Origin of the sequence: Pantoea sp. sgz302252 (assembly GCF_047713085.1) — a bacterium.
Taxonomy (GTDB): Bacteria; Pseudomonadota; Gammaproteobacteria; order Enterobacterales; family Enterobacteriaceae; genus Scandinavium.
This window is the reverse complement of the sequence record NZ_JBLFJW010000034.1, coordinates 1-20,247: the sequence shown is the minus strand read 5'-3', so window position 1 is coordinate 20,247 and position 20,247 is coordinate 1. Positions and strand designations below refer to the sequence as shown.

Below are 20,247 nucleotides of genomic sequence, written 5' to 3'. Positions count from 1 at the left end.
TACCGTAATCCCGAGCCACTTGCTTTCGTTGCGTTTCTTTTGTGAAACAGATCGCACGGCCAGAACCTTTCGTTTTATTTTTGGAAACGCTTAATGCAGTATCAATGAAAACAAAACGAAAGATAATTATCCAATTCATCAATAGTGGAGAGGAAAGTGAAACATTTAACTGACCTGGTTGGCCTTCATAAGCAAGGTGCCGGAAATGGAATTTATTCGATCTGTTCCGCACATCCTCAGGTGCTAGAAGCCGCTATCCGCTTCGCACGCGATCACGGCACGCCTTTGCTGATTGAGGCGACCTCAAACCAGGTCGACCAGTTCGGCGGCTATACGGGCATGACCCCAAAAGATTTTCGTCATTTCGTCGTGGGATTAGCGGCAAAACTCGGCTACCCGGAAGAGCAGCTCATACTAGGAGGCGATCATCTGGGGCCAAACCGTTGGCAGACAGCCCCTGCCGAAGAAGCAATGGAACATGCAGAGACGTTGATTCAAAGCTATGTTGCCGCCGGGTTTAAAAAAATACACCTCGACTGCAGTATGTCCTGCGCTGATGACCTCACGCCGCTGACCGATGAGATTGTTGCCGCACGCGCTGCTCGCCTGGCAAAAATCGCTGAAGCAACCAGCTTAGAAACGTTCGGTGTTTGCGATTTGGTGTATGTCATTGGCACCGAAGTACCGGTACCCGGCGGGGCTCATGAAACCCTCAACACACTTGAAGTCACCACGCCACAGGCTGCACAAGCCACGTTGCGAGCGCACTTTAGTGCCTTCGAAGAACAAGGGTTAAGCAATATCTGGTCGCGTATTATCGGCCTGGTTGTCCAACCGGGTGTCGAATTCGATCATACCCATGTCATCGATTATCTTCCGGAAAAAGCTATTGCACTCAGCAGGATGGTTGAAGACTTCGATACCTTAATCTACGAAGCACACTCCACTGACTACCAGACACCGCAAGCACTGAAGCGTTTGGTCCTCGATCACTTTGCCATCTTAAAGGTCGGCCCGGCATTAACCTTCGCCCTGCGTGAAGCCCTCTTTGCGCTGGCGAGTATGGAAGAAGAGCTGGTGCCCGCCCGTGCCTGTTCCAGACTGCGTGAAGTGCTTGAAAACGTTATGCTTGATAAACCCGGTTATTGGCAGAGTCACTACCACGGCGACAGTCATGCCCGCCGTCTCGCTCGCGGATATAGCTACTCAGATCGAGTGCGTTATTACTGGCCGGACAAAGAAATAGATGAAGCATTAGCGCACCTCGTACGCAACCTGGCGGATGAGGAATTGCCTCTTCCGCTTATCAGCCAATATTTGCCCATTCAGTACACGCGTGTGCGAGAAGGCCAACTTGCCGCCACACCGCAAGCCTTAATCATCGACCATATTCAGGATGTGATACGTCAGTATCACGCCGCCTGTCAGGGTAAAAATGAAGGATGACGTTATGCCAAATATTGTCTTAAGCCGTATTGATGAACGTTTAATTCACGGGCAGGTCGGCGTTCAGTGGGTAGGATTTGCTGGCGCCAACCTGGTACTTGTCGCGAATGATGAAGTCGCGGAAGACCCGGTCCAGCAAAATCTGATGGAAATGGTCCTGGCGGAAGGTATCGCCGTACGTTTCTGGTCGCTGCAGAAGGTTATCGACAACATTCACCGCGCGGCCGATCGCCAAAAAATCCTGCTGGTTTGTAAGACACCAGCAGACTTCCTGAAACTGGTCGAAGGCGGCGTTCCCGTTACCCGAATCAATGTCGGCAATATGCACTACGCCGACGGTAAGCAGCAGATTGCCAAAACAGTCTCCATTGATGCTGGTGATATTGCGGCATTCCGCGCCCTGAAAAACGCGGGTGTTTCCTGCTTTGTCCAGGGCGTGCCAACAGAACCCGCTCAGGATCTGTTTAAACTTCTCTGAAGGAGATAGCGATGGAAATCAGTTTGTTGCAGGCAGCCGCACTGGGCATTCTCGCCTTTATCGCGGGCCTGGATATGTTTAACGGCCTGACCCATATGCACCGCCCGGTGGTACTGGGTCCGCTAGTCGGCCTGATTCTGGGCGATCTGCACACCGGTATTCTCACCGGGGGAACCCTGGAACTGGTCTGGATGGGTCTGGCCCCACTGGCCGGCGCTCAGCCACCTAACGTGATCATCGGCACCATTGTCGGTACGGCATTTGCTATCACCACTGGCGTGAAGCCAAATGTTGCCGTCGGTGTGGCCGTTCCGTTTGCCGTGGCGGTACAAATGGGCATTACCTTCCTGTTCTCAGTCATGTCAGGTGTGATGTCGCGCTGCGACCGTATGGCGGCTAACGCGGATACTAACGGCATTGAACGGGTGAACTATCTCGCATTGTTAGCCCTTGGGACGTTCTATTTTCTCTGCGCCTTCCTGCCAATCTACTTCGGCGCGGAACATGCGAAAACGGCCATCGACGTACTGCCAGCACGGCTGATTGATGGTCTGGGCGTAGCAGGTGGCATCATGCCAGCCATCGGCTTTGCCGTGCTGCTGAAAATCATGATGAAAAACGTCTACATCCCTTATTTCATTATTGGATTCGTGGCCGCAGCCTGGCTGAAGCTCCCGGTATTGGCTATTGCCGCCGCAGCGTTAGCCATGGCGCTCATCGATCTGCTCCGTAAAGATCCGCAACCCGCGGCTAATCAGGCTCCGCAAAAAGAGGAATTCGAAGATGGCATCTAATCAAACAACACTGCCACCGGCCGCAGAGGGCGAGCAGACACGCCTCACCGGCGTTAACGAAAACATCTATGAGGATCAGCAGCTCGGCGCGGAGCTCACCAAAAAAGATATCAACCGTGTCGCGTGGCGTTCCATGCTGTTGCAGGCCTCGTTTAACTATGAACGTATGCAGGCTTCCGGCTGGCTTTACGGTCTGCTGCCCGCGCTAAAAAAGATCCACACCAACAAACGCGATCTGGCCCGAGCGATGAAGGGCCATATGGGATTCTTCAATACTCATCCCTTCCTCGTCACGTTTGTCATCGGCATCATCCTGGCGATGGAACGTTCCAAGCAGGACGTCAATAGCATTCAGAGTACAAAAATCGCGGTGGGTGCACCACTGGGTGGTATTGGTGATGCCATGTTCTGGCTAACGCTACTGCCCATTTGCGGTGGCATTGGTGCAAGCCTCGCCCTGCAAGGTTCTGTTCTGGGTGCCGTGGTTTTTCTGGTCATGTTTAACGTGGTGCATCTGGGCCTGCGTTTTGGTCTGGCTCACTATGCTTATCGGATGGGGGTATCAGCCATTCCACTCATCAAGGCTAACACCCAAAAAGTCGGCCATGCTGCATCCATCGTAGGGATGACGGTCATTGGCGCGCTGGTCGCAACCTACGTACGACTCGCGACCACGCTTGAAATTACCGCTGGTGACGCCGTCGTTAAGCTGCAAAGCGATGTTATCGACAAACTCATGCCAGCCTTTTTGCCGTTAGTCTACACCCTGACCATGTACTGGTTGGTTCGCCGTGGCTGGAGTCCGCTGCGTCTGATCGGCCTGACGGTCGTATTGGGTATTGTCGGTAAATTCGCACATTTCCTGTGATCGTAAGGGGACAGAATGTTAGGCATTATTCTTACTGGCCACGGCGGATTCGCCAGTGGCCTGACGCAAGCCATGAAACAGATCCTTGGCGAACAGCCAAAGTTTATCGCCGTCGATTTTCCAGAAAGTTCCACCACTGCATTGCTGACCACGCAACTGACAGAGGCCATGCAGACCTTGACTGGATGTGAGGAAATCGTGTTTCTGACAGACCTGCTTGGCGGGACACCATTCCGCGTTGCATCCACGCTGGCTATGCAAACGCCAGGCTGCGAAGTGATCACCGGAACCAATCTGCAATTGCTTTTAGAAATGGCCCTGGAGCGCGATGGTCTTAGCGGAGAGGCGTTTCGCCTGCAGGCGCTGGAGTGTGGGCATCGCGGTCTGACTTCTCTGGTAGATGAACTGGCCCGGGATCGTGAACAAAACTGTGAGGTGGGTGAAGGTATATGACTCAGGTGCTACGTGCCCATCGTTTGCTGACGGAACAGGGCTGGCTTGAGGACCACCAGCTTCGCATAGAAAACGGGCTGATTCATGCCATTGAGCCTGTGCCGTCAGGCGTCGTCAGGCGTGATGCAGAATTACTCTGCCCTGCGCTGATCGATACCCACGTTCACGGCGGTGCAGGTGTCGATGTCATGGATGACGACCCGGACGCGCTGGATAAGCTGGCAATACATAAAGCTCGCGAAGGTGTGGGTGCCTGGCTGCCGACGACCGTCACCGCCTCACTCGAAGAGATCAAAGCAGCACTGGGACGCATCGCTGCTCGCTATGAAAACGGCGGGCCCGGCGCGGAAGTGCTGGGCAGCTACCTGGAAGGCCCCTGGTTCACACCCCAAAACAAAGGGGCACATCCCCCTGAACTGTTTCGTGAACTGTCGCTGCCGGAACTGGATTCGCTGATTGAAGTCTCGCGGCAAACATTACGGGTAGTGGCACTGGCCCCAGAAAAAACCGATGCACTGGCAGCGATACGCCATTTGAAATCCCGAAAGGTACGAGTGATGCTCGGGCATAGCGCCGCAAGCTGGGCACAGACGACCGCCGCACTGGATGCTGGCGCTGACGGGTTGGTGCATTGCTTCAACGGCATGACAGGTCTTCATCATCGTGAGCCTGGCATGGTTGGTGCAGGGTTAACCGACTCTCGTGCCTGGCTGGAGCTGATTGCTGATGGTCACCACGTACATCCAGCAGTGATGAAGTTATGCTGTCAGTGCGCGGGCGACAGAACCCTGCTCATCACTGATGCTATGCGTGCCGCCGGCATGCCAGATGGACGCTATGACATTTGCGGTTACGGCGTAGAGATGCGCGAAGGCGTTGTACGAACCGCCAGTGGCGGTTTGGCTGGCAGTACATTGTCAATGGATTCCGCTGTTCGTCATATGGTGAAGCTGGCCGGTTGCTCGGTGGAGGAAGCCATTCATATGGCGTCCCTGCATCCGGCAAAAATGCTGGGCATTGATGAAACATTAGGTTCGATTGCCCCAGGCAAACGTGCCAGCCTCATCGCGCTTGATCACGATCTTCATCTGCAGCAAATCTGGATCAACGGCCAGGCATTCCCCCTTTAACCTTTCCTGATCCTTCAGCATGCCGTTTTATTCCTTTCTTTTCCTTTTCATCTCATACGACATACAACATTTCCCTTTTTCTTTCTGGCTCACGCTTTTCGTTTTATTTCCATTATCACATTGACCTTTCGCTTTCTTTTTAATAGAGTCCAGTTAACGACTGATATCGGCAAAGAGAAACAAAACGAAAGAAAGTAAACACAACTGCTTTCTGTAGTGAGTATATTGCAAAAGGATAACGTTATGAGTGAAACCTTGACCGCGTGCCCTACCGGAACAAAAACCTGGACTGAGAAAGAGATACGTCAGCAACCTGATTGCTGGAGAGCATCACTGAGAAACATTGAACAGCAGCGTGCCAAACTCGATGCATTCCTTTCGCCCCTGCTGGCAGATTCTGCGCTGAAGATCGTACTGACAGGCGCAGGCACATCGGCATTTATTGGCGATATTATTGCGCCGTGGCTCTCCCGCCACACCGGGAAAAACGTTGTCTCCGTACCAACCACCGACCTGGTCACCAATCCAACCGACTACCTGCACGAGACACAGCCTACTCTGCTTATCTCGTTTGCTCGCTCTGGGAATAGCCCGGAAAGCGTTGCGGCCGTTGAGCTAGCAACGCAATGCGTCAAACAATGCCACCACCTGATCATCACTTGCAACGAAGCCGGAGCGCTGTATCAAAACGCCGTTAACGACGATCGTGCATGGCCGCTTTTGATGCCTGCACAAACCCATGATCGCGGCTTTGCAATGACCAGCAGCATTTCGACCATGATGGCCAGCTGTCTTGCCGTGTTCGCACCGCAGGTGATTAACAGTCACAGCTTTGAAGATGTCGCCCGTCGTTGTGAGGAAATCATCGCCTCTCAAGGCGACTTTAGTGATGGTGTGTTTGGCAATGAGGCCTGGCAACGAGTGGTTTACCTGGGCAGTGGTGGGCTGCAAGGTGCGGCGCGTGAGTGCTCTCTTAAAGTGCTGGAATTAACCGCCGGAAAACTGGCTGCATTTTATGATTCAGCTACCGGGTTCCGTCATGGTCCAAAATCCCTCGTCAATGACAAAACGCTGGTGGTGGTGTTTATCTCTTCGCATCCTTATACACGCCAGTACGATCTCGATCTTCTGGCTGAACTGCGCCGCGATAAACAGGCGATGCGCATTGTCGCAATCTCCGCCGTCGCAGACGAAGAAGTCACCTCCGGGCCTCACATTATTCTGCCTGCCGCACGCTCTTTTATCGACGTTGAACAGGCTTTCTGCTTCCTGATGTATGCACAAATTTTTGCTCTGACCGAATCGCTCAAAGCAGGAATCTCCCCTGACTCCCCTTCCACCAGCGGCACTGTCAACCGAGTGGTACAAGGCGTCGTGATTCACCCCTGGACGCCAGAGGAGGCATAACATGGGCATTATCTCCACTAAATATTTACTGCTTGATGCGCAGAAACACGGCTACGCCGTCCCGGCGTTTAACATCCATAACGCCGAAACAATCCAGGCGATCCTCGAGGTCTGCAAAGAGATGCAATCCCCGGTGATCCTTGCGGGGACGCCGGGCACTTACAAGCACATCGCTTTTGAGGAAATTTATGCGCTGTGCCGCGCCTATTCCGAAACCTACACCATGCCGCTGGCCCTACACCTTGATCATCATGAATCCCTGGAAGATATCCGTCGCAAAGTCAATGCAGGTGTACGCAGCGCGATGATCGATGGTAGCCATTTCCCGTTTGAGCAGAACGTGAAACTGGTGAAATCCGTCGTCGACTTCTGCCACCAAAACGACTGTAGCGTAGAAGCGGAGCTAGGTCGCCTCGGCGGAATGGAAGACGACATGAGCGTGGATGCTGAAAGCGCTTTTTTAACAGACCCCCAGGAAGCCCGTCGTTTTGTTGAGCTGACCGGTGTCGACAGCCTGGCTGTTGCTATTGGCACTGCGCATGGGCTTTACCCTCACCGCCCAAAAATTGATTTCCAGCGTCTGGAAGACATTCGTGAAGTGGTCTCCGTTCCACTGGTCCTTCATGGCGCAAGCGATGTGCCGGATGAGTACGTCCGCCGCACCATCGAACTTGGCGTCTGCAAAGTGAACGTTGCCACAGAGTTGAAAATCGCTTTCGCCGGCGCGGTAAAAACCTGGTTCCTGGACAATCCAGACGGCAACGACCCGCGCTACTACATGCGTGTCGGCATGGATGCAATGAAAGAAGTCGTGCGTAGCAAAATTCGTGTTTGCGGCTCAATGAACAGACTTGTAGCAGAAGCGAGTTGCGTATCGTAACGCACTTTTATGTGGCCTGCCCCCCACCTCAGGCCACCCGTTATCTCAGGCAGGAGTGGACCGTATGACCGCACCCAATATTTTATTAACGCGGATAGATAATCGACTGGTACATGGTCAGGTCGGCGTGACCTGGACTTCAACCCTCGGCGCCAATCTGTTGATTGTTGTCGATGACGATGTCGCAAAAGATGACATTCAGCAGAAGCTGATGGGGATCACCGCCGACACTTACGGCTTTGGTATCCGCTTTTTCTCTATCGAAAAGACCATCAGCATCATCGCGAAAGCCGCACCGCACCAGAAAATTTTCATCATCTGCCGTACCCCTGCCATTGTGCGAAAACTGGCAGAAGGTGGCGTGCCTCTCAAGGACGTCAATGTGGGCAATATGCATTTTTCTGAGGGCAAAAAGCAGATCAGTAGCAAAGTCTATGTCGATGAAAACGATCTGAACGATCTACGCACGCTTAAAAAGAGTGGTATCAATGTCTTTATTCAGGATGTCCCAGGGGATGCAAAGGAGAGCATTCCTGAGTAACTGACAGTCTTCATTAAATACACGCACGAGGCGAAGTATGCATGAAATAACACTTATTCAGGGTCTGTCTCTGGCGGCGCTTGTCTTTTTCTTAGGGATAGACTTCTGGCTGGAAGCCCTTTTTCTGTTCAGACCGATTATCGTTTGTACCCTAACGGGTGCCATACTCGGCGATATTCATATTGGTTTAATTACTGGTGGGCTTACTGAACTTGCCTTTGCTGGCCTAACCCCGGCAGGTGGCGTCCAGCCACCGAATCCCATCATGGCGGGCTTAATGACAACCGTCATCGCATGGTCAACGGGCGTGGATGCCAAAACCGCCATCGGTTTAGGGTTACCTTTCAGTCTGTTGATGCAATACGTCATTCTCTTTTTCTACTCCGCATTCTCTTTGTTTATGAGTAAGGCGGACAAATTTGCTAAAGAGACCAACACCGCAGGATTTGCGCGCCTGAACTGGACGACAATGCTCATTGTTGCTCTGGCTTATGCCGTTATTGCATTCCTCTGTACCTATCTCGCTCAGGGCGCAATGCAGGCTTTGGTTAAAGCCATGCCCGGCTGGCTGACGCATGGTTTCGAGGTCGCAGGCGGGATCCTTCCGGCCGTAGGTTTTGGTCTTCTGCTACGTGTCATGTTCAAAGCGCAGTACATCCCTTACCTGATCGCAGGTTTCCTGTTTGTTTGCTACATCCAGGTCAACAATCTTCTGCCTGTCGCGGTATTAGGCGCAGGTTTCGCGGTTTATGAATTCTTCAATGCCAAAGCAAAAATGGCGGCCCAGCCACCGGTGGAAACACGTAAAAACGCAGAAGAGGATTACAGCAATGGGATCTGAAATCAGTAAAAAAGACATTACCCGGCTGGGGTTTCGCTCGTCATTATTGCAAGCCAGCTTCAACTACGAGCGTATGCAGGCGGGCGGCTTTACCTGGGCGATGCTGCCAATACTCAAAAAAATCTACAAGAATGATAAGCCGGGCCTCAGTGCTGCCATGAAAGACAGCCTGGAATTTATTAACACCCACCCTAATCTTGTCGGCTTTTTGATGGGTTTATTAATCTCAATGGAAGAGAAAGGGGAAGATCGCAGTACCATTAAAGGCTTGAAAGTGGCCTTATTCGGCCCGATCGCTGGTATTGGCGATGCGATATTTTGGTTTACGTTGTTGCCTATCATGGCGGGTATCTGCTCATCATTTGCCAGCCAAGGAAATTTACTGGGTCCGATATTATTCTTCGCTGTCTACCTTGCTATCTTCTTCTTGCGCGTAGGCTGGACACATGTGGGCTATTCGGTTGGCGTGAAGGCCATCGATAAGGTCAGGGAAAACTCGCAGATGATTGCCCGCTCGGCAACCATTCTCGGGATCACCGTGATTGGCGGTTTGATAGCTTCTTACGTCCACATCAACGTCGTGACAACGTTCGCTATTGATGCCACACACAGCGTGGCGCTTCAGCAGGACTTCTTCGACAAGGTGTTCCCTAATATTCTGCCAATGGGCTACACCTTGCTGATGTATTACCTGCTTCGGGCGAAGAAAACTCACCCCGTCCTGTTGATTGCAGTGACATTTGTCCTTGCGATTGCAGGTTCAGCCATGGGGATTTTGTAAGTGACTTGCCTCCATCACAAACAGTAAAGCGAACTCAGCCCGGTGACGTAATCTTTGCCGGGCTTAAGCAATTACACGCCAAAATCCGCCTTTTGTCGGCCCTATGCGTTGCAGCTTTCCTTTCTGCTGTAACGCTCTTAGCTGCCTTTCGATTGTTCTGCCGGAAACGCTGGTCTCCTCAGCAATCACCTTTGCTGTCGCTTGTGGATTTTTCGCCACACAGCGTATGACAGCTTCTTCCAGTTCAGTCAGAGGCTCGGCAGTTTCTTCCGACATTTCTTCCGACATTTCTTCCGACATTTCTTCCGACATTTCTTCCGACAGCAGTGTCGGAACGCTCAGCCCTTCACGCAAGGCTTCAATCATGTTTTCCAGCATGAACTCCACAAACGGCGTGCAATCGCTGGCTTTATCGCACTGCCCCAAAATCTTGTAATAGCGTGTTTGCTGAAAATGGATAAGCGTCTCAATGGGCAGCCAGGCGAGCTCGCTTCGCCACTTGCTCAAAATCACGGTCTGCCACAAGCGCCCCATCCGCCCATTTCCATCAAGGAAGGGGTGGATAAATTCAAATTCATAGTGAAAAACAGCACTGGCAATCAGGGGATGAATGTCTGTGTTTTTGATCCAGTGAAGAAGGTCGTCAATCAGACGGGGAACCTGCGAGGCAGGAGGTGCCATGTGAACGAGTTTTTTACCTCGATAAACGCCTACATCCTCATGCCTTAACTGCCCAGGATGGTCAACCAGACCGACCATTAAGATGCGATGCGCATCCAGCAGATCTTTCAAATGGCTCGGTTTCCAGGCGGGCAATTTTTCATAGGCCTGAATCGCGTTGCGGACTTCCTGAATATCTTTTTCAGGGGCTAACACCCGCTTCCCTTCCATCACCGCCGTGACCTGGTCCCGGGTAAGAGAGTTATGTTCTATCGCCAGTGAGGCCTGAATCGTGCGAATTCGGTTTTCTTTACGCAACAGGGGCGACGCCCGCCCCGACTGCGCCGCCCAATGCCCCATCAACTCTCCAATCTCAACAACTTTGTTGAGCATGTCGACAGTCAACGTAAAAGGAGGCTGATAGCGGCTCATAGCATCACTCTCCCTGCTGCTCCAGCGCGTGCTTGTACAGCGCATTTTTCTTCACGCCGTGAATTTCAGCGGCGAGAGCGGCGGCTTTTTTCAGCGGCAGTTCGGTTTGCAACAGGGCAAGCGTGCGCAGGGCTTCAGCGGGCAGCGCGTCGTCGCTTTGCACTTTGAAGCCTTCAATAATCAGCACCATCTCGCCTTTGCGACGGTTTTCATCTTCTTTGACCCACGCCAGCAGCTCGCCGACCGGCGCACCGGTGATGGTTTCCCAGGTTTTGGTGATTTCACGAGCCAGAACCACATAACGGGATTCACCCAGCACGGCGGTAATGTCTTCAAGGCTTTCAATCAGACGGTGAGTTGATTCGTAGAAAATCAGCGTGCGGGGTTCGTTTTCCAGTGCACGAAGGGTGTCTCTGCGGCCTTTGGATTTTGCCGGGAGGAAACCTTCGTAGCAGAAGCGATCCGACGGCAAACCTGCGGCGCTGAGTGCGGCTATCGCGGCACACGGACCAGGAAGTGGCACAACCTGAACGCCCGCTTCACGGCAGGTGCGCACCAGATGGTAACCAGGATCGTTAATCAGCGGCGTTCCGGCATCAGAGACGAGCGCGATGTTCTGCCCCTCTTTCAGCTTCGCCAGAAGTGTTTCAGCCTTTTGCTGCTCGTTATGATCGTGCAGGGCAAATAAACGGGCGCTAATGGCAAAATGTTGCAGCAATAAACCGGTGTGACGAGTGTCCTCGGCGGCTATCAAATCAACAGCTTGCAGCACATCCAGCGCACGTTGAGTGATGTCACCCAAATTGCCGATGGGCGTAGGCACAATGTAAAGCTTGCCTTGAGAATTGTCCGCTGTTTCGCGTTGTTTCATTGTTTAGTCCGTATTGCCGATTTAATATTGAGCATTGAGCTAAAAAAATATCACTGGATACTTATGGTACCGTCAACATTTCTTCGTTCTAAAGCCGCGCGCTGTCTGCCTGTCGTTCTGGCAGCGTTTCTTTTTGCCGGCTGTGGCACCCAGCAAAGTGCCGACCAAAGCACTGCGCACCTCGAAGGGAGCGCGCAGGCGGATTCTGGATATTACCTGCAGCAGATGCAGCAAAGTTCAGATGATAGCAAGACCAACTGGCAATTACTCGCCATTCGTGCACTGCTCAAAGAGGGCAAGAACCAGCAAGCGCTGGAACTGTACGGCCAGCTGCCACAGGATTTAACCGCGACTCAGCGTCAGGAACAATCGCTTCTGGGCGCTGAAATTAAGCTCTCGCAGAAAGACTTTGCCGCTGCGCGTGAGCTATTAGCGAAGATGGATGCCACCAGCTTTGAGAATAACCAGCAAGCTCGCTACTGGCAGGACGTGATTACTGCTCAGCAGGGCCAGCCTTCTCTGACGCTGCTGCGTGCTTTGATTGCTCAGGAGCCACTGCTGGCCTCGCCGCAAGATAAACAGAAAAATATCGATGCCACCTGGCAGGCACTCGCCTCGATGAATAAAGAGCAGGCGAATGCGCTGGTGATCAATGCCGATGAAAACGTGCTGCAAGGCTGGCTTGACCTGCAACGCGTCTGGTTTGATAACCGCAACGATCCGGACATGATGAAAGCCGGTATTCAGGACTGGAAAACCCGCTATCCGCAAAACCCGGGCGCGAAAATGTTGCCTTCGCAGTTAGCGAACGTGCAGAACTTTAAGCCCGCTTCTACCGCGAAAATTGCTCTGCTGCTGCCTTTAAATGGCCAGGCTGCCGTGTTCGGTCGCACTATCCAGCAGGGTTTTGAGGCGGCGAAAAATGGTACTGTCGGTGCCATCAGCGGCAGTGCTGTTCCGGAACAAGCTGCACAGGCGGCCACCGTTCAGGACAATAACGTCGTGAGCCCTTCTCAGGCGGAAGTGAGCGACCTGACTTCAGCTCAGCCTGCGGTAGGCACTCAGGCGAACCCTGTTCAGGCTCCAACGGATGCGCCAGCAGCGACGGTACCTCAGGCGGCCAGCACTCCAGCAGCCGCTCCAGCCTCCGCACCAGCAACAGCACAGCAGGACGCTGCAGTTCCAGCTCAACCAACGCCTGCTGCGGTTCCTGCTGCAACCACACCTGATGCGGCAGCCGCTCCACAGCCTGCAGTTGACGCTGCGTCGGCAAATCCTTCTGCCGAACTGAAAATCTACGACACCACCTCTGCGCCGCTGGATCAGATCCTGAATCAGGCACAGCAGGATGGCGTTTCTCTGGTTGTCGGCCCACTGTTGAAGAACGATGTTGATGCCGTGATTAAGAGCAACACCAGCCTTAATGTGCTGGCGCTGAATCAGCCGGAAAGCGTCGATAACCGCGCCAACATCTGCTATTTCGCACTGTCTCCAGAAGATGAAGCTCGCGATGCCGCGCATCACATTCACGACCAGGGCAAACAGGCTCCGCTGGTGCTTATCCCGCGCAGCGCACTGGGCGATCGTGTGGCTAACGCCTTTGCTCAGGAATGGCAAAAGCTGGGTGGCGGCGTCGTGCTGCAACAGAAATTTGGTTCAGTTAACGAACTGCGCGGCGGTGTGAACGGCGGAGGCGGTATCGCCCTCACCGGCAGCCCAGTCAGCGCTAGCCTGCCACAACAGCAGAGCGTGACCATTGGCGGCCTGACCATTCCGGCTCCGCCGAGCGATGCGCAGATCTCCAGCGGTGGCAAAGTCGATGCAGCTTATATTGTTGCTACGCCGGAAGAAATCGCGTACATCAAACCTATGATTGCCATGCGTAATGGCAGCCAGAACGGTGCCACACTGTATGCCAGCTCCCGCAGCGCTCAGGGCACAGCCGGTCCGGATTTCCGTCTGGAAATGGATGGCCTGCAGTACAGTGAAATCCCGATGCTGGCGGGCAGCAACCCTGCGCTGATGCAGCAAGCTTTGGGCGCTGTCCGTAACGATTATTCACTGGCTCGCTTGTATGCGATGGGTGTTGATGCCTGGACACTGGCGAACCATTTTTCACAGATGCGCCAGGTGCCTGGTTTTGAGCTCAACGGCAATACCGGCGATCTGACCGCTGACCAGGATTGTGTGATCAACAGGAAGTTGTCATGGCTCAAATACCAGCAGGGACAGGTCGTGCCGGCAAACTAAACCGGAAGCAGACTGGTGACGCGTGGGAAACCGAAGCGCGTCGCTGGCTGGAAAGCAAAGGACTGCGTTTCATCGCCGCGAATGTACATGGTCGCGGCGGTGAAATTGACCTCATCATGAAAGATGGTGCGGCAACGGTGTTTGTTGAAGTGCGCTTTCGGACCTCCACACGCTACGGCGGCGCGGCCTCCAGTGTGACACGCAGCAAACAAACCAAATTATTACACACAGCCCGCTTGTGGCTTGCCCGCCACAATGGGAGCTTTGAGACTACGGATTGCCGGTTCGATGTGATAGCCTTCACCGGCAGTCAGATCGAATGGTTTAAAAACGCCTTTGGCGAATAGCGTCACTAAAGAATTAAGGGACATCGTGCTCGACAGAATTAAAGCCTGCTTCACGGAAAGCATCCAGACCCAAATCGCAGCAGCAGAAGCGCTTCCGGACGCCATTTCCCGGGCCGCCATGACGCTGGTGCAGTCCTTACTCAACGGCAACAAAATCCTCTGTTGTGGCAATGGTACATCGGCCGCCAACGCACAGCATTTTGCTGCCTGTATGATTAATCGCTTTGAAACAGAACGCCCTGGTTTGCCTGCAATTGCACTTAATACCGATAATGTGGTCTTAACCGCGATTGCCAACGACAGGCTTCACGATGAAGTTTATGCCAAACAGGTGCGTGCGCTGGGTCATGCCGGTGACGTGCTGCTGGCGATTTCCACCCGCGGGAACAGCCGGGATATCGTGAAGGCCGTCGAAGCGGCAGTGACGCGTGATATGACGATTGTGGCGTTAACCGGGTATGACGGTGGCGAGCTGGCGGGTCTGTTAGGGCCGCAGGACGTTGAAATTCGCATTCCGTCGCACCGGGGCGCTCGCATTCAGGAAATGCATATGCTGACGGTAAACTGCCTGTGCGATCTGATTGATAACACGCTCTTCCCACACCAGGACGATTAAGGAGTACACATGAAGGCACTTTCGCCCCTCGCGGTCCTTATTGCCGCACTGCTGCTTCAGGGATGCGTTGCCGCCGCCGTGGTTGGAACCGCGGCAGTGGGCACCAAAGCGGCCACTGACCCACGCACCGTGGGCACCCAGGTCGATGACAGTACGCTTGAATTGCGAGTGAACAGCGCGCTCAATAAAGATGAGCAACTGAAAAAAGAAGCTCGTGTGAACGTGATGGCCTGGCAAGGCAAAGTTCTGCTGACAGGTCAGGCGCCGTCAACAGATCTGTCGTCCCGCGCGAAACAGATTGCGATGGGCGTGGAGGGCACGACGGAAGTGTTCAACGAAATCCGCCAGGGTGAACCTATCGGGCTGGGCACCGCCTCTTCCGATACATGGATAACCACCAAAGTGCGTTCCCAGCTGCTGGGCAGCGATCAGGTGAAATCCTCTGCGGTGAAAGTCACCACTGAAAACGCGGAAGTGTTCCTGATGGGATCGTTAACCGAACGTGAAGGCAAAGCGGCAGCGGATATCGCCAGCCGCGTCAGCGGGGTGAAACACGTCACCACGGCGTTTACCTTCATCAACTGAGTATCCGCCGGGTGGCGCTAACGCTTACCCGGCCTACCAAAGCCAGTATGCTCGTAGGCCTGATAAGCGCAGCGCCATCAGGCAATTTCCTCTTACAACAACGCCAGCCCGCCGGTAATTACAGCGCCCAGCACCTTCTCGCTCTCCATAGTTACGCCCCAGTAAAATTTTGGTTCACGCCTCAGGCTGTTATCACGGTGCGGGAGTTGGAAGATCGGCCAGTGCCAGACACAGGGCTTGCCCTAGCTTATTTTCATCCGCGAGATCGCCAACAGCGATGGACGATTTTTGTAAGGGTTCCGGCTTATAAATTGCCGATAAACCATAGAAATAGACAACATTATCTATTTCTCTGTAAAATAATATTGCGTCAAACCCGTCCGATATAATGTCGTCCTGATAACTTACGAGAATTTTCCTTAACTTCGCTTTGGCTTTATTGTTGTTGATAGAGTCCTCCAGCAAATCCCCATCGACACCCTGTATTTTTGTTTTCAGGTAATAGACATCAACTGCTGACCGTATTCCTACCATTTTAGTTGCCCCTGGAATTTCGCATGACGGAGCTAACTCATTATCTACACCATAATGTTTCTTAAAATAATTATCTATGTAATTTTTTTCACTAAAGCTTGTTCCCATTGGAGTAACGTACAAAAAAAGACCACCGGGAGAACCTGAAATAGAAAAGGAAGAATATAAAAAACATATTATTATAACAAGGAGATTCACTGATATTTTTTTCATTGCGCCTGTCTTCCGAGATATCTAAACAACGTTATGAATAAACACATTTAATGCATTTACACCTGAGATACAATCACATTAAGTTTCACGATCTGGTTCACTATCAACACCATAATGTGCATAAAAAAAGCGATCTATATCATTTTTAAAAACCATTCCAGTAATCATTGGATGGACATATAAAACAATACCACCAGGCGATCCAGAAAGTGAGAACTTAGAATACACAAATAAGACCATAAAAATAAAATTAAATATAGCCTTGTTTTTCATCGTCCTCCACCTTCATTACTTCCTGATTTAGAGTACACATTAAAAACTGTTTCATTTTCATCATCAACATTCAAAACTTGTAATTCTTTATCATCAGTATAGTATCCTACTGGCAGGTATAACTTATAAAACTGCTGATAGTCGCCACCCCATTCTGCATTCCGTTTCTCAATTGAATATTCTGACAATTTTATTGTCCCTCCACCAAAACCCAGTCCTCCTTGGTTACCACCTAAAGCAGCAACGTTCCCATTTTTTGTTTTCCCATAGACAAAAGTGATATGTCCGCTACCAATATATTGGTCAGTTACTTTGTTGTAATTCCGCATCACCATAATCGCACCGTAAACGGGCTCGCTTATTTCATAAAATCGCGTTTTCTCAATGACAGGAAACTGCGATGATTGGGCATAGCCCAGGGCATGATGGTAGTCTGCGCAGGCCAGGCAATAAGTGACAAAGGAAGCACACCACGGTACTCGACTCAAACTTCCGTGACTGCCTGCCAACACATGATAGTTGTCTCCAATTTCACCTTCACCGGAGCCATGCCATTGCTTCGCCTCTCTGATAGCTATCGCCATCCACGGAGCCTGTTCGCTGCTGTTTCCCACATTAGCCTGAGGATACCCTTTGTCGGATGTTCCTGTAGGGACCTTGTCTTCCCCACTTTCAGCGGCTTTTTTAGTCGCAGCCACGGGTTTGCTGGTGCCGCCAGGCAGTTTTATTTTTTGGCCGATAGAGATTTGATTAGCGTCAGCGATGCCATTTAAATCGACAATTCTTTTTACTGTTGTACGATATTCCCGGGCAATTTTACTCAACGTATCGCCTTTTTCTACAACATATTCTTCCGTTGGTTTGCCACCCTCTTTATGAATTCCTGTTTTCGCAATAAATGTCTGTCCCGTTTTGATCAGTAGCATGCTAACACTGGCAGGGCCAGCAACCGCTGAATAAACTTTTTCTTCTTTCCCCATTGCCCCAGTGGCAAAAATATCAATTGCACTTCGGCCCGGTATATGTGCTAACGGAGGCAGTTTTCCTTCCTCGTTGCTGCACCATTCATAGGTTTTATCATCTACGACTATTTTTATTTTTTCGTTCGCTATGGGTGTGCTCCCATCGGAAACCAGGACATTGGTGGTTGGAACATTTCTTTCCCTCCGCGTATCCTGTTGATTATAATATCCCTCCATAGTCTTGATGGCTTCCATTAGCCTTTCAAGGGTACTGTCATTCATATCTCTGATACAGGTATCTGGCTGGATCCCCGTTCTCATGGTAATAACCTTGGTATACCCGTCAGGATCGTTGCCGTCTTTTTCCGGGGAATATCTTGAAATAACCTCACTGACCGATTTGTCTTTGTAGGTTACTGTCAGTAATAGCTTCAGAGCAGCCCAACCCGTATTGTCGTCAGGAAAAATCATAAAGTTCCCGCTCTTTGTTTTCCCCTCGCCTATTTTCAATGAATTACAAACAGATGTTTTTGAGGGCCTGATATTACCTGGATTAAAAAAGCGCCAACATATTGAGCCACCGCTTCGCAAGTAGTGCGTGCCATCGTCTGCGACAAAATCAACGGTAAGTGAGGACGCATTATATTTAGCACTGACGTTGTTCATAATTTCTTAATCCCCACTTTATTATTACTTTCATTACCCTTTGGATACTGCTTGATATCTCGCATAAAAATAACAATAGCAGTAAAATCATATGCATTATCAGCCAGCATCGCCTCTCCTGTGATCGTCACATGCTGGTTTAAATGCGACATCGCCTTTTTACGCATCGCTGTTGTGGAAGTGAGCGTTGTTACATCTTTATTCCATGCCTTAAACGTATCATCTATATCGGTAACACACTCTAGCGGCTTTTCTAACTCCAGCACTAGGCGGGTGTGGGGTTCCGGAGTATCCTCTGGTCCAGGATAGATTTTCGACACCAGCGTACCTGACAACGTGGTAATATCAGCAACGTTCAGACAGGCTGCACCAACGCCAGTTGCCATTAACAAGCCCCCTACTAAAAACAACCAACGCATGAAACCTCCTTTAATAAATTATTATTCCTCACCGGTGACTCCGACTATTATCTTTGTAATGAATTTATCTGAAAAGAAATCGCCATAGTCAACATTTAGCTTGTCAAACCATGGATCGGGAAACGCTATTTCTTTTCCCAGAGTAGTATCCTGAGCGGAATCGCCTACACTCAGCGGAGTCATATTCCATGCAATCGTGCCGACGATAAGATTTAACTCATCAGGTTTATCAAATTTCAACCTTGGCGTTCTTCCGTCATCTGGAAGAGTTCCCTGAGATAAAATATCGCCGTTTTTATTATGTAAAATATAAGGCTCATTGATCAGATCCTCAGACAACGCGAACCGTAAACTGTATTGGTCTGAGTTATTTTCGTCATCGCTGCCTGGCGTAGGGTTGTTGGCTTCACTGCCCGTATTATTTGCTCCGTCATCATCCTGAGAATGACCTTCCTCCTCCAGCGCCTTCAGCACCGCGGGCTGTACGGTCTGCACCACGCTTCCCGGGCTGCCGCCGCTGTTGAGATTGATTACCGGCGCACTGATGTCCACCCCCGACGGGCTGATTACCACAAACGAACTCCCCACCTTCAGGGTGATTTTGCTGGCGCTGTCCAGCACCATCTCCCCCTGCGCCTTTATGCCCAGCGCACCGCTGATTTTTTGCGCCAGCTCACTGTTCACCTGCAGGCTGTATTTCCCTGCCACCAGGCTGATGTGGTCGCCGCTGGTTTTATGGTGCTGCGTGCCGTCCACGGTCACCTTGCGGTCATTCGCCACATACAGTCCGTCGTTGTGGCTGATGTTCGCCATCCGGTCATGTCTGACGCTGACCGTCTGGTCGTTTTGTACGGCGAGGTCCTGGTCATGCACCACGCTGATTTTCTGGTCATGGCCGATGGTTTCCGTGTGGTCAGCCTTCACATCCGTGCTGCGGTTGTTCAGCACCTCCGTGTCCATATCCTTCTGCGCGTGCAGATAAACCCTTTCCTGCCCGGTGGCGTCTTCAAAGGTCAGTTCGTTAAAGCCGCTGCCTTTATACGTTTTTGAGCGAACAGTCATCTGCGTTTTGGTGAGCGGCAGGTCTCCCGGCGGGCGGTTATCCTCGTGATAAGTCCGGCCCATCACCACCGGCTGGTCCGGGTCGCCGTTGAGGAAATCGACAATCACCTCCTGGCCCACCCGCGGAATGGCGAGATTGCCAAAACCCGCCCCGGCCCACGCCTGCGATACGCGTATCCAGCACGAGCTGTCTTCAGTGCAGCCGTGATAGCGGTCCCAGATGAATTTCACCCGAATGCGGCCGTGCTCGTCGCAGAAAATCTCTTCCCCTTCCGGGCCGGTGACCACCGCGCTCTGCGGGCCATCCACCCGGGGCTTTGCCCGCGGTGGCATGCGCCAGGTCCGGTCTGCGGGAATAACCGAGAACTGGTTGGTCAGCGTGGTGCCGCTGCCCTGGCTGCCGTGCAGGGCCTGCGGCTGGTCGCCGCTCAGCAGGCTGCTCACCACCTGCCACTCCCGGTTCAGGGCCGATGTGGGATGCCCGGTCAGGTTGAACCTCACGCCGGGCCACAGTACCGGAGAATTGCTGGTGCCGGTGGCCGTTTCCGCGTCCGAACGCCAGCCTTCCATCCGGTAGCGGGCAAAATCCGCGCCGTGCTGCTCGTCCTTATAGCGACCCGGATAATCGTAAATTTCATACTGCTGCCACTGGCCGTTGAGGTGTTCGCCTGCCTGGTCATAGCGCCCCGGCCAGCCCGGCACTTTGAAGGTGTAATCCTGCATCTGGACGGAAGAAGG

Annotated in this window: 22 protein-coding genes; 15 read left to right on the top strand and 7 right to left on the bottom strand. The window is 52.1% G+C overall.

Annotated elements, in window-relative coordinates:
- The first annotated feature begins 156 nt into the window (after window positions 1–156).
- The 11 genes from kbaZ to agaD all read left to right on the top strand — a co-directional run bounded on the left by kbaZ (window position 157) and on the right by agaD (window position 9,619).
- Window positions 157–1,446 carry a tagatose-bisphosphate aldolase subunit KbaZ gene (gene kbaZ, locus ACLW56_RS20745; protein ID WP_330985599.1) on the top strand — a complete coding sequence of 430 codons (1,290 nt, stop codon included), beginning with the start codon at window positions 157–159 and terminating at the stop codon, window positions 1,444–1,446.
- A gap of 4 nt (window positions 1,447–1,450) precedes the next feature.
- On the top strand, window positions 1,451–1,924 hold the full coding sequence (gene agaV / locus ACLW56_RS20740) for a PTS N-acetylgalactosamine transporter subunit IIB (RefSeq protein ID WP_330985598.1): 474 nt from the start codon (window positions 1,451–1,453) through the stop codon (window positions 1,922–1,924).
- Between the two features lie 11 nt (window positions 1,925–1,935).
- Window positions 1,936–2,718, top strand: a complete 783-nt coding sequence (agaW, locus tag ACLW56_RS20735; RefSeq protein ID WP_330985597.1) for a PTS N-acetylgalactosamine transporter subunit IIC — start codon at window positions 1,936–1,938, stop codon at window positions 2,716–2,718.
- Window positions 2,708–3,586 (top strand): PTS N-acetylgalactosamine transporter subunit IID, encoded by an 879-nt coding sequence (agaE, locus tag ACLW56_RS20730; RefSeq protein WP_330985596.1) that lies wholly within the window; start codon window positions 2,708–2,710, stop codon window positions 3,584–3,586. The genes agaW and agaE overlap by 11 nt, the downstream gene beginning before the upstream one ends.
- Before the next feature lie 15 nt (window positions 3,587–3,601).
- Window positions 3,602–4,039, top strand: a complete 438-nt coding sequence (agaF, locus tag ACLW56_RS20725) for a PTS galactosamine/N-acetylgalactosamine transporter subunit IIA (RefSeq protein ID WP_330985595.1) — start codon at window positions 3,602–3,604, stop codon at window positions 4,037–4,039.
- A complete protein-coding gene (gene nagA / locus ACLW56_RS20720) occupies window positions 4,036–5,169 on the top strand; it encodes an N-acetylglucosamine-6-phosphate deacetylase (protein ID WP_330985594.1) in 1,134 nt (377 codons plus the stop codon). Before agaF ends, nagA begins: the two co-directional genes overlap by 4 nt.
- 243 nt (window positions 5,170–5,412) lie before the next feature.
- On the top strand, window positions 5,413–6,576 hold the full coding sequence (locus tag ACLW56_RS20715) for an SIS domain-containing protein (RefSeq protein WP_330985593.1): 1,164 nt from the start codon (window positions 5,413–5,415) through the stop codon (window positions 6,574–6,576).
- Window position 6,577: 1 nt separating this feature from the next.
- Window positions 6,578–7,456, top strand: coding sequence for a tagatose-bisphosphate aldolase subunit KbaY (kbaY, locus tag ACLW56_RS20710; RefSeq protein ID WP_330985592.1), 879 nt, complete (start codon window positions 6,578–6,580; stop codon window positions 7,454–7,456).
- Window positions 7,457–7,520: 64 nt separating this feature from the next.
- Complete coding sequence (gene agaB / locus ACLW56_RS20705) at window positions 7,521–7,997, top strand: PTS galactosamine transporter subunit IIB (RefSeq protein ID WP_330985591.1); 477 nt, start codon at window positions 7,521–7,523, stop codon at window positions 7,995–7,997.
- A gap of 37 nt (window positions 7,998–8,034) precedes the next feature.
- The gene (agaC, locus tag ACLW56_RS20700; protein ID WP_330985590.1) at window positions 8,035–8,838 is read left to right on the top strand and encodes a PTS galactosamine transporter subunit IIC; all 804 of its coding nucleotides are present in this window, start codon (window positions 8,035–8,037) and stop codon (window positions 8,836–8,838) included.
- Window positions 8,828–9,619, top strand: coding sequence for a PTS galactosamine transporter subunit IID (agaD, locus tag ACLW56_RS20695; RefSeq protein ID WP_330985589.1), 792 nt, complete (start codon window positions 8,828–8,830; stop codon window positions 9,617–9,619). The genes agaC and agaD overlap by 11 nt, the downstream gene beginning before the upstream one ends.
- Before the next feature lie 63 nt (window positions 9,620–9,682).
- Here agaD and ACLW56_RS20690 read toward each other — a convergent pair whose 3' ends face one another.
- A complete protein-coding gene (locus tag ACLW56_RS20690; protein WP_330985588.1) occupies window positions 9,683–10,711 on the bottom strand; it encodes a Fic family protein in 1,029 nt (342 codons plus the stop codon).
- A gap of 4 nt (window positions 10,712–10,715) precedes the next feature.
- Window positions 10,716–11,582 carry a 16S rRNA (cytidine(1402)-2'-O)-methyltransferase gene (gene rsmI, locus ACLW56_RS20685; protein WP_330985587.1) on the bottom strand — a complete coding sequence of 289 codons (867 nt, stop codon included), beginning with the start codon at window positions 11,580–11,582 and terminating at the stop codon, window positions 10,716–10,718.
- Between the two features lie 63 nt (window positions 11,583–11,645).
- On the opposite strand from rsmI, the gene ACLW56_RS20680 reads away from it, so the two are divergent.
- From ACLW56_RS20680 to dolP, 4 genes are read left to right on the top strand one after another with little or no spacing between them, the layout of a single operon-like run.
- Window positions 11,646–13,832: a penicillin-binding protein activator gene (locus ACLW56_RS20680; protein WP_330985586.1), complete on the top strand. Its 2,187-nt coding sequence runs from the start codon at window positions 11,646–11,648 to the stop codon at window positions 13,830–13,832.
- Entirely contained in the window at window positions 13,790–14,179 is a 390-nt protein-coding gene (locus ACLW56_RS20675; RefSeq protein WP_330985585.1) for a YraN family protein, read from the top strand. The genes ACLW56_RS20680 and ACLW56_RS20675 overlap by 43 nt, the downstream gene beginning before the upstream one ends.
- A 25-nt stretch (window positions 14,180–14,204) precedes the next feature.
- Window positions 14,205–14,795: a DnaA initiator-associating protein DiaA gene (diaA, locus tag ACLW56_RS20670; protein WP_110510535.1), complete on the top strand. Its 591-nt coding sequence runs from the start codon at window positions 14,205–14,207 to the stop codon at window positions 14,793–14,795.
- Between the two features lie 9 nt (window positions 14,796–14,804).
- The gene (gene dolP, locus ACLW56_RS20665) at window positions 14,805–15,380 is read left to right on the top strand and encodes a division/outer membrane stress-associated lipid-binding lipoprotein (protein WP_330985584.1); all 576 of its coding nucleotides are present in this window, start codon (window positions 14,805–14,807) and stop codon (window positions 15,378–15,380) included.
- Window positions 15,381–15,572: 192 nt separating this feature from the next.
- On the opposite strand, the gene ACLW56_RS20660 is transcribed toward dolP, so the two are convergent.
- The 5 genes from ACLW56_RS20660 to tssI form a co-directional block, all read right to left on the bottom strand.
- On the bottom strand, window positions 15,573–16,127 hold the full coding sequence (locus ACLW56_RS20660; protein ID WP_330985583.1) for a hypothetical protein: 555 nt from the start codon (window positions 16,125–16,127) through the stop codon (window positions 15,573–15,575).
- A gap of 78 nt (window positions 16,128–16,205) precedes the next feature.
- A complete protein-coding gene (locus ACLW56_RS20655; RefSeq protein ID WP_330985582.1) occupies window positions 16,206–16,400 on the bottom strand; it encodes a hypothetical protein in 195 nt (64 codons plus the stop codon).
- Window positions 16,397–18,028, bottom strand: coding sequence for a LysM peptidoglycan-binding domain-containing protein (locus tag ACLW56_RS20650; RefSeq protein WP_330985581.1), 1,632 nt, complete (start codon window positions 18,026–18,028; stop codon window positions 16,397–16,399). Before ACLW56_RS20650 ends, ACLW56_RS20655 begins: the two co-directional genes overlap by 4 nt.
- Window positions 18,025–18,447: a hypothetical protein gene (locus ACLW56_RS20645; RefSeq protein WP_330985580.1), complete on the bottom strand. Its 423-nt coding sequence runs from the start codon at window positions 18,445–18,447 to the stop codon at window positions 18,025–18,027. The genes ACLW56_RS20650 and ACLW56_RS20645 overlap by 4 nt, the downstream gene beginning before the upstream one ends.
- A gap of 21 nt (window positions 18,448–18,468) precedes the next feature.
- Window positions 18,469–20,247 (bottom strand): type VI secretion system tip protein TssI/VgrG (tssI, locus tag ACLW56_RS20640; RefSeq protein WP_330985579.1); only part of this gene is annotated, 1,779 nt, incomplete at its 5' end.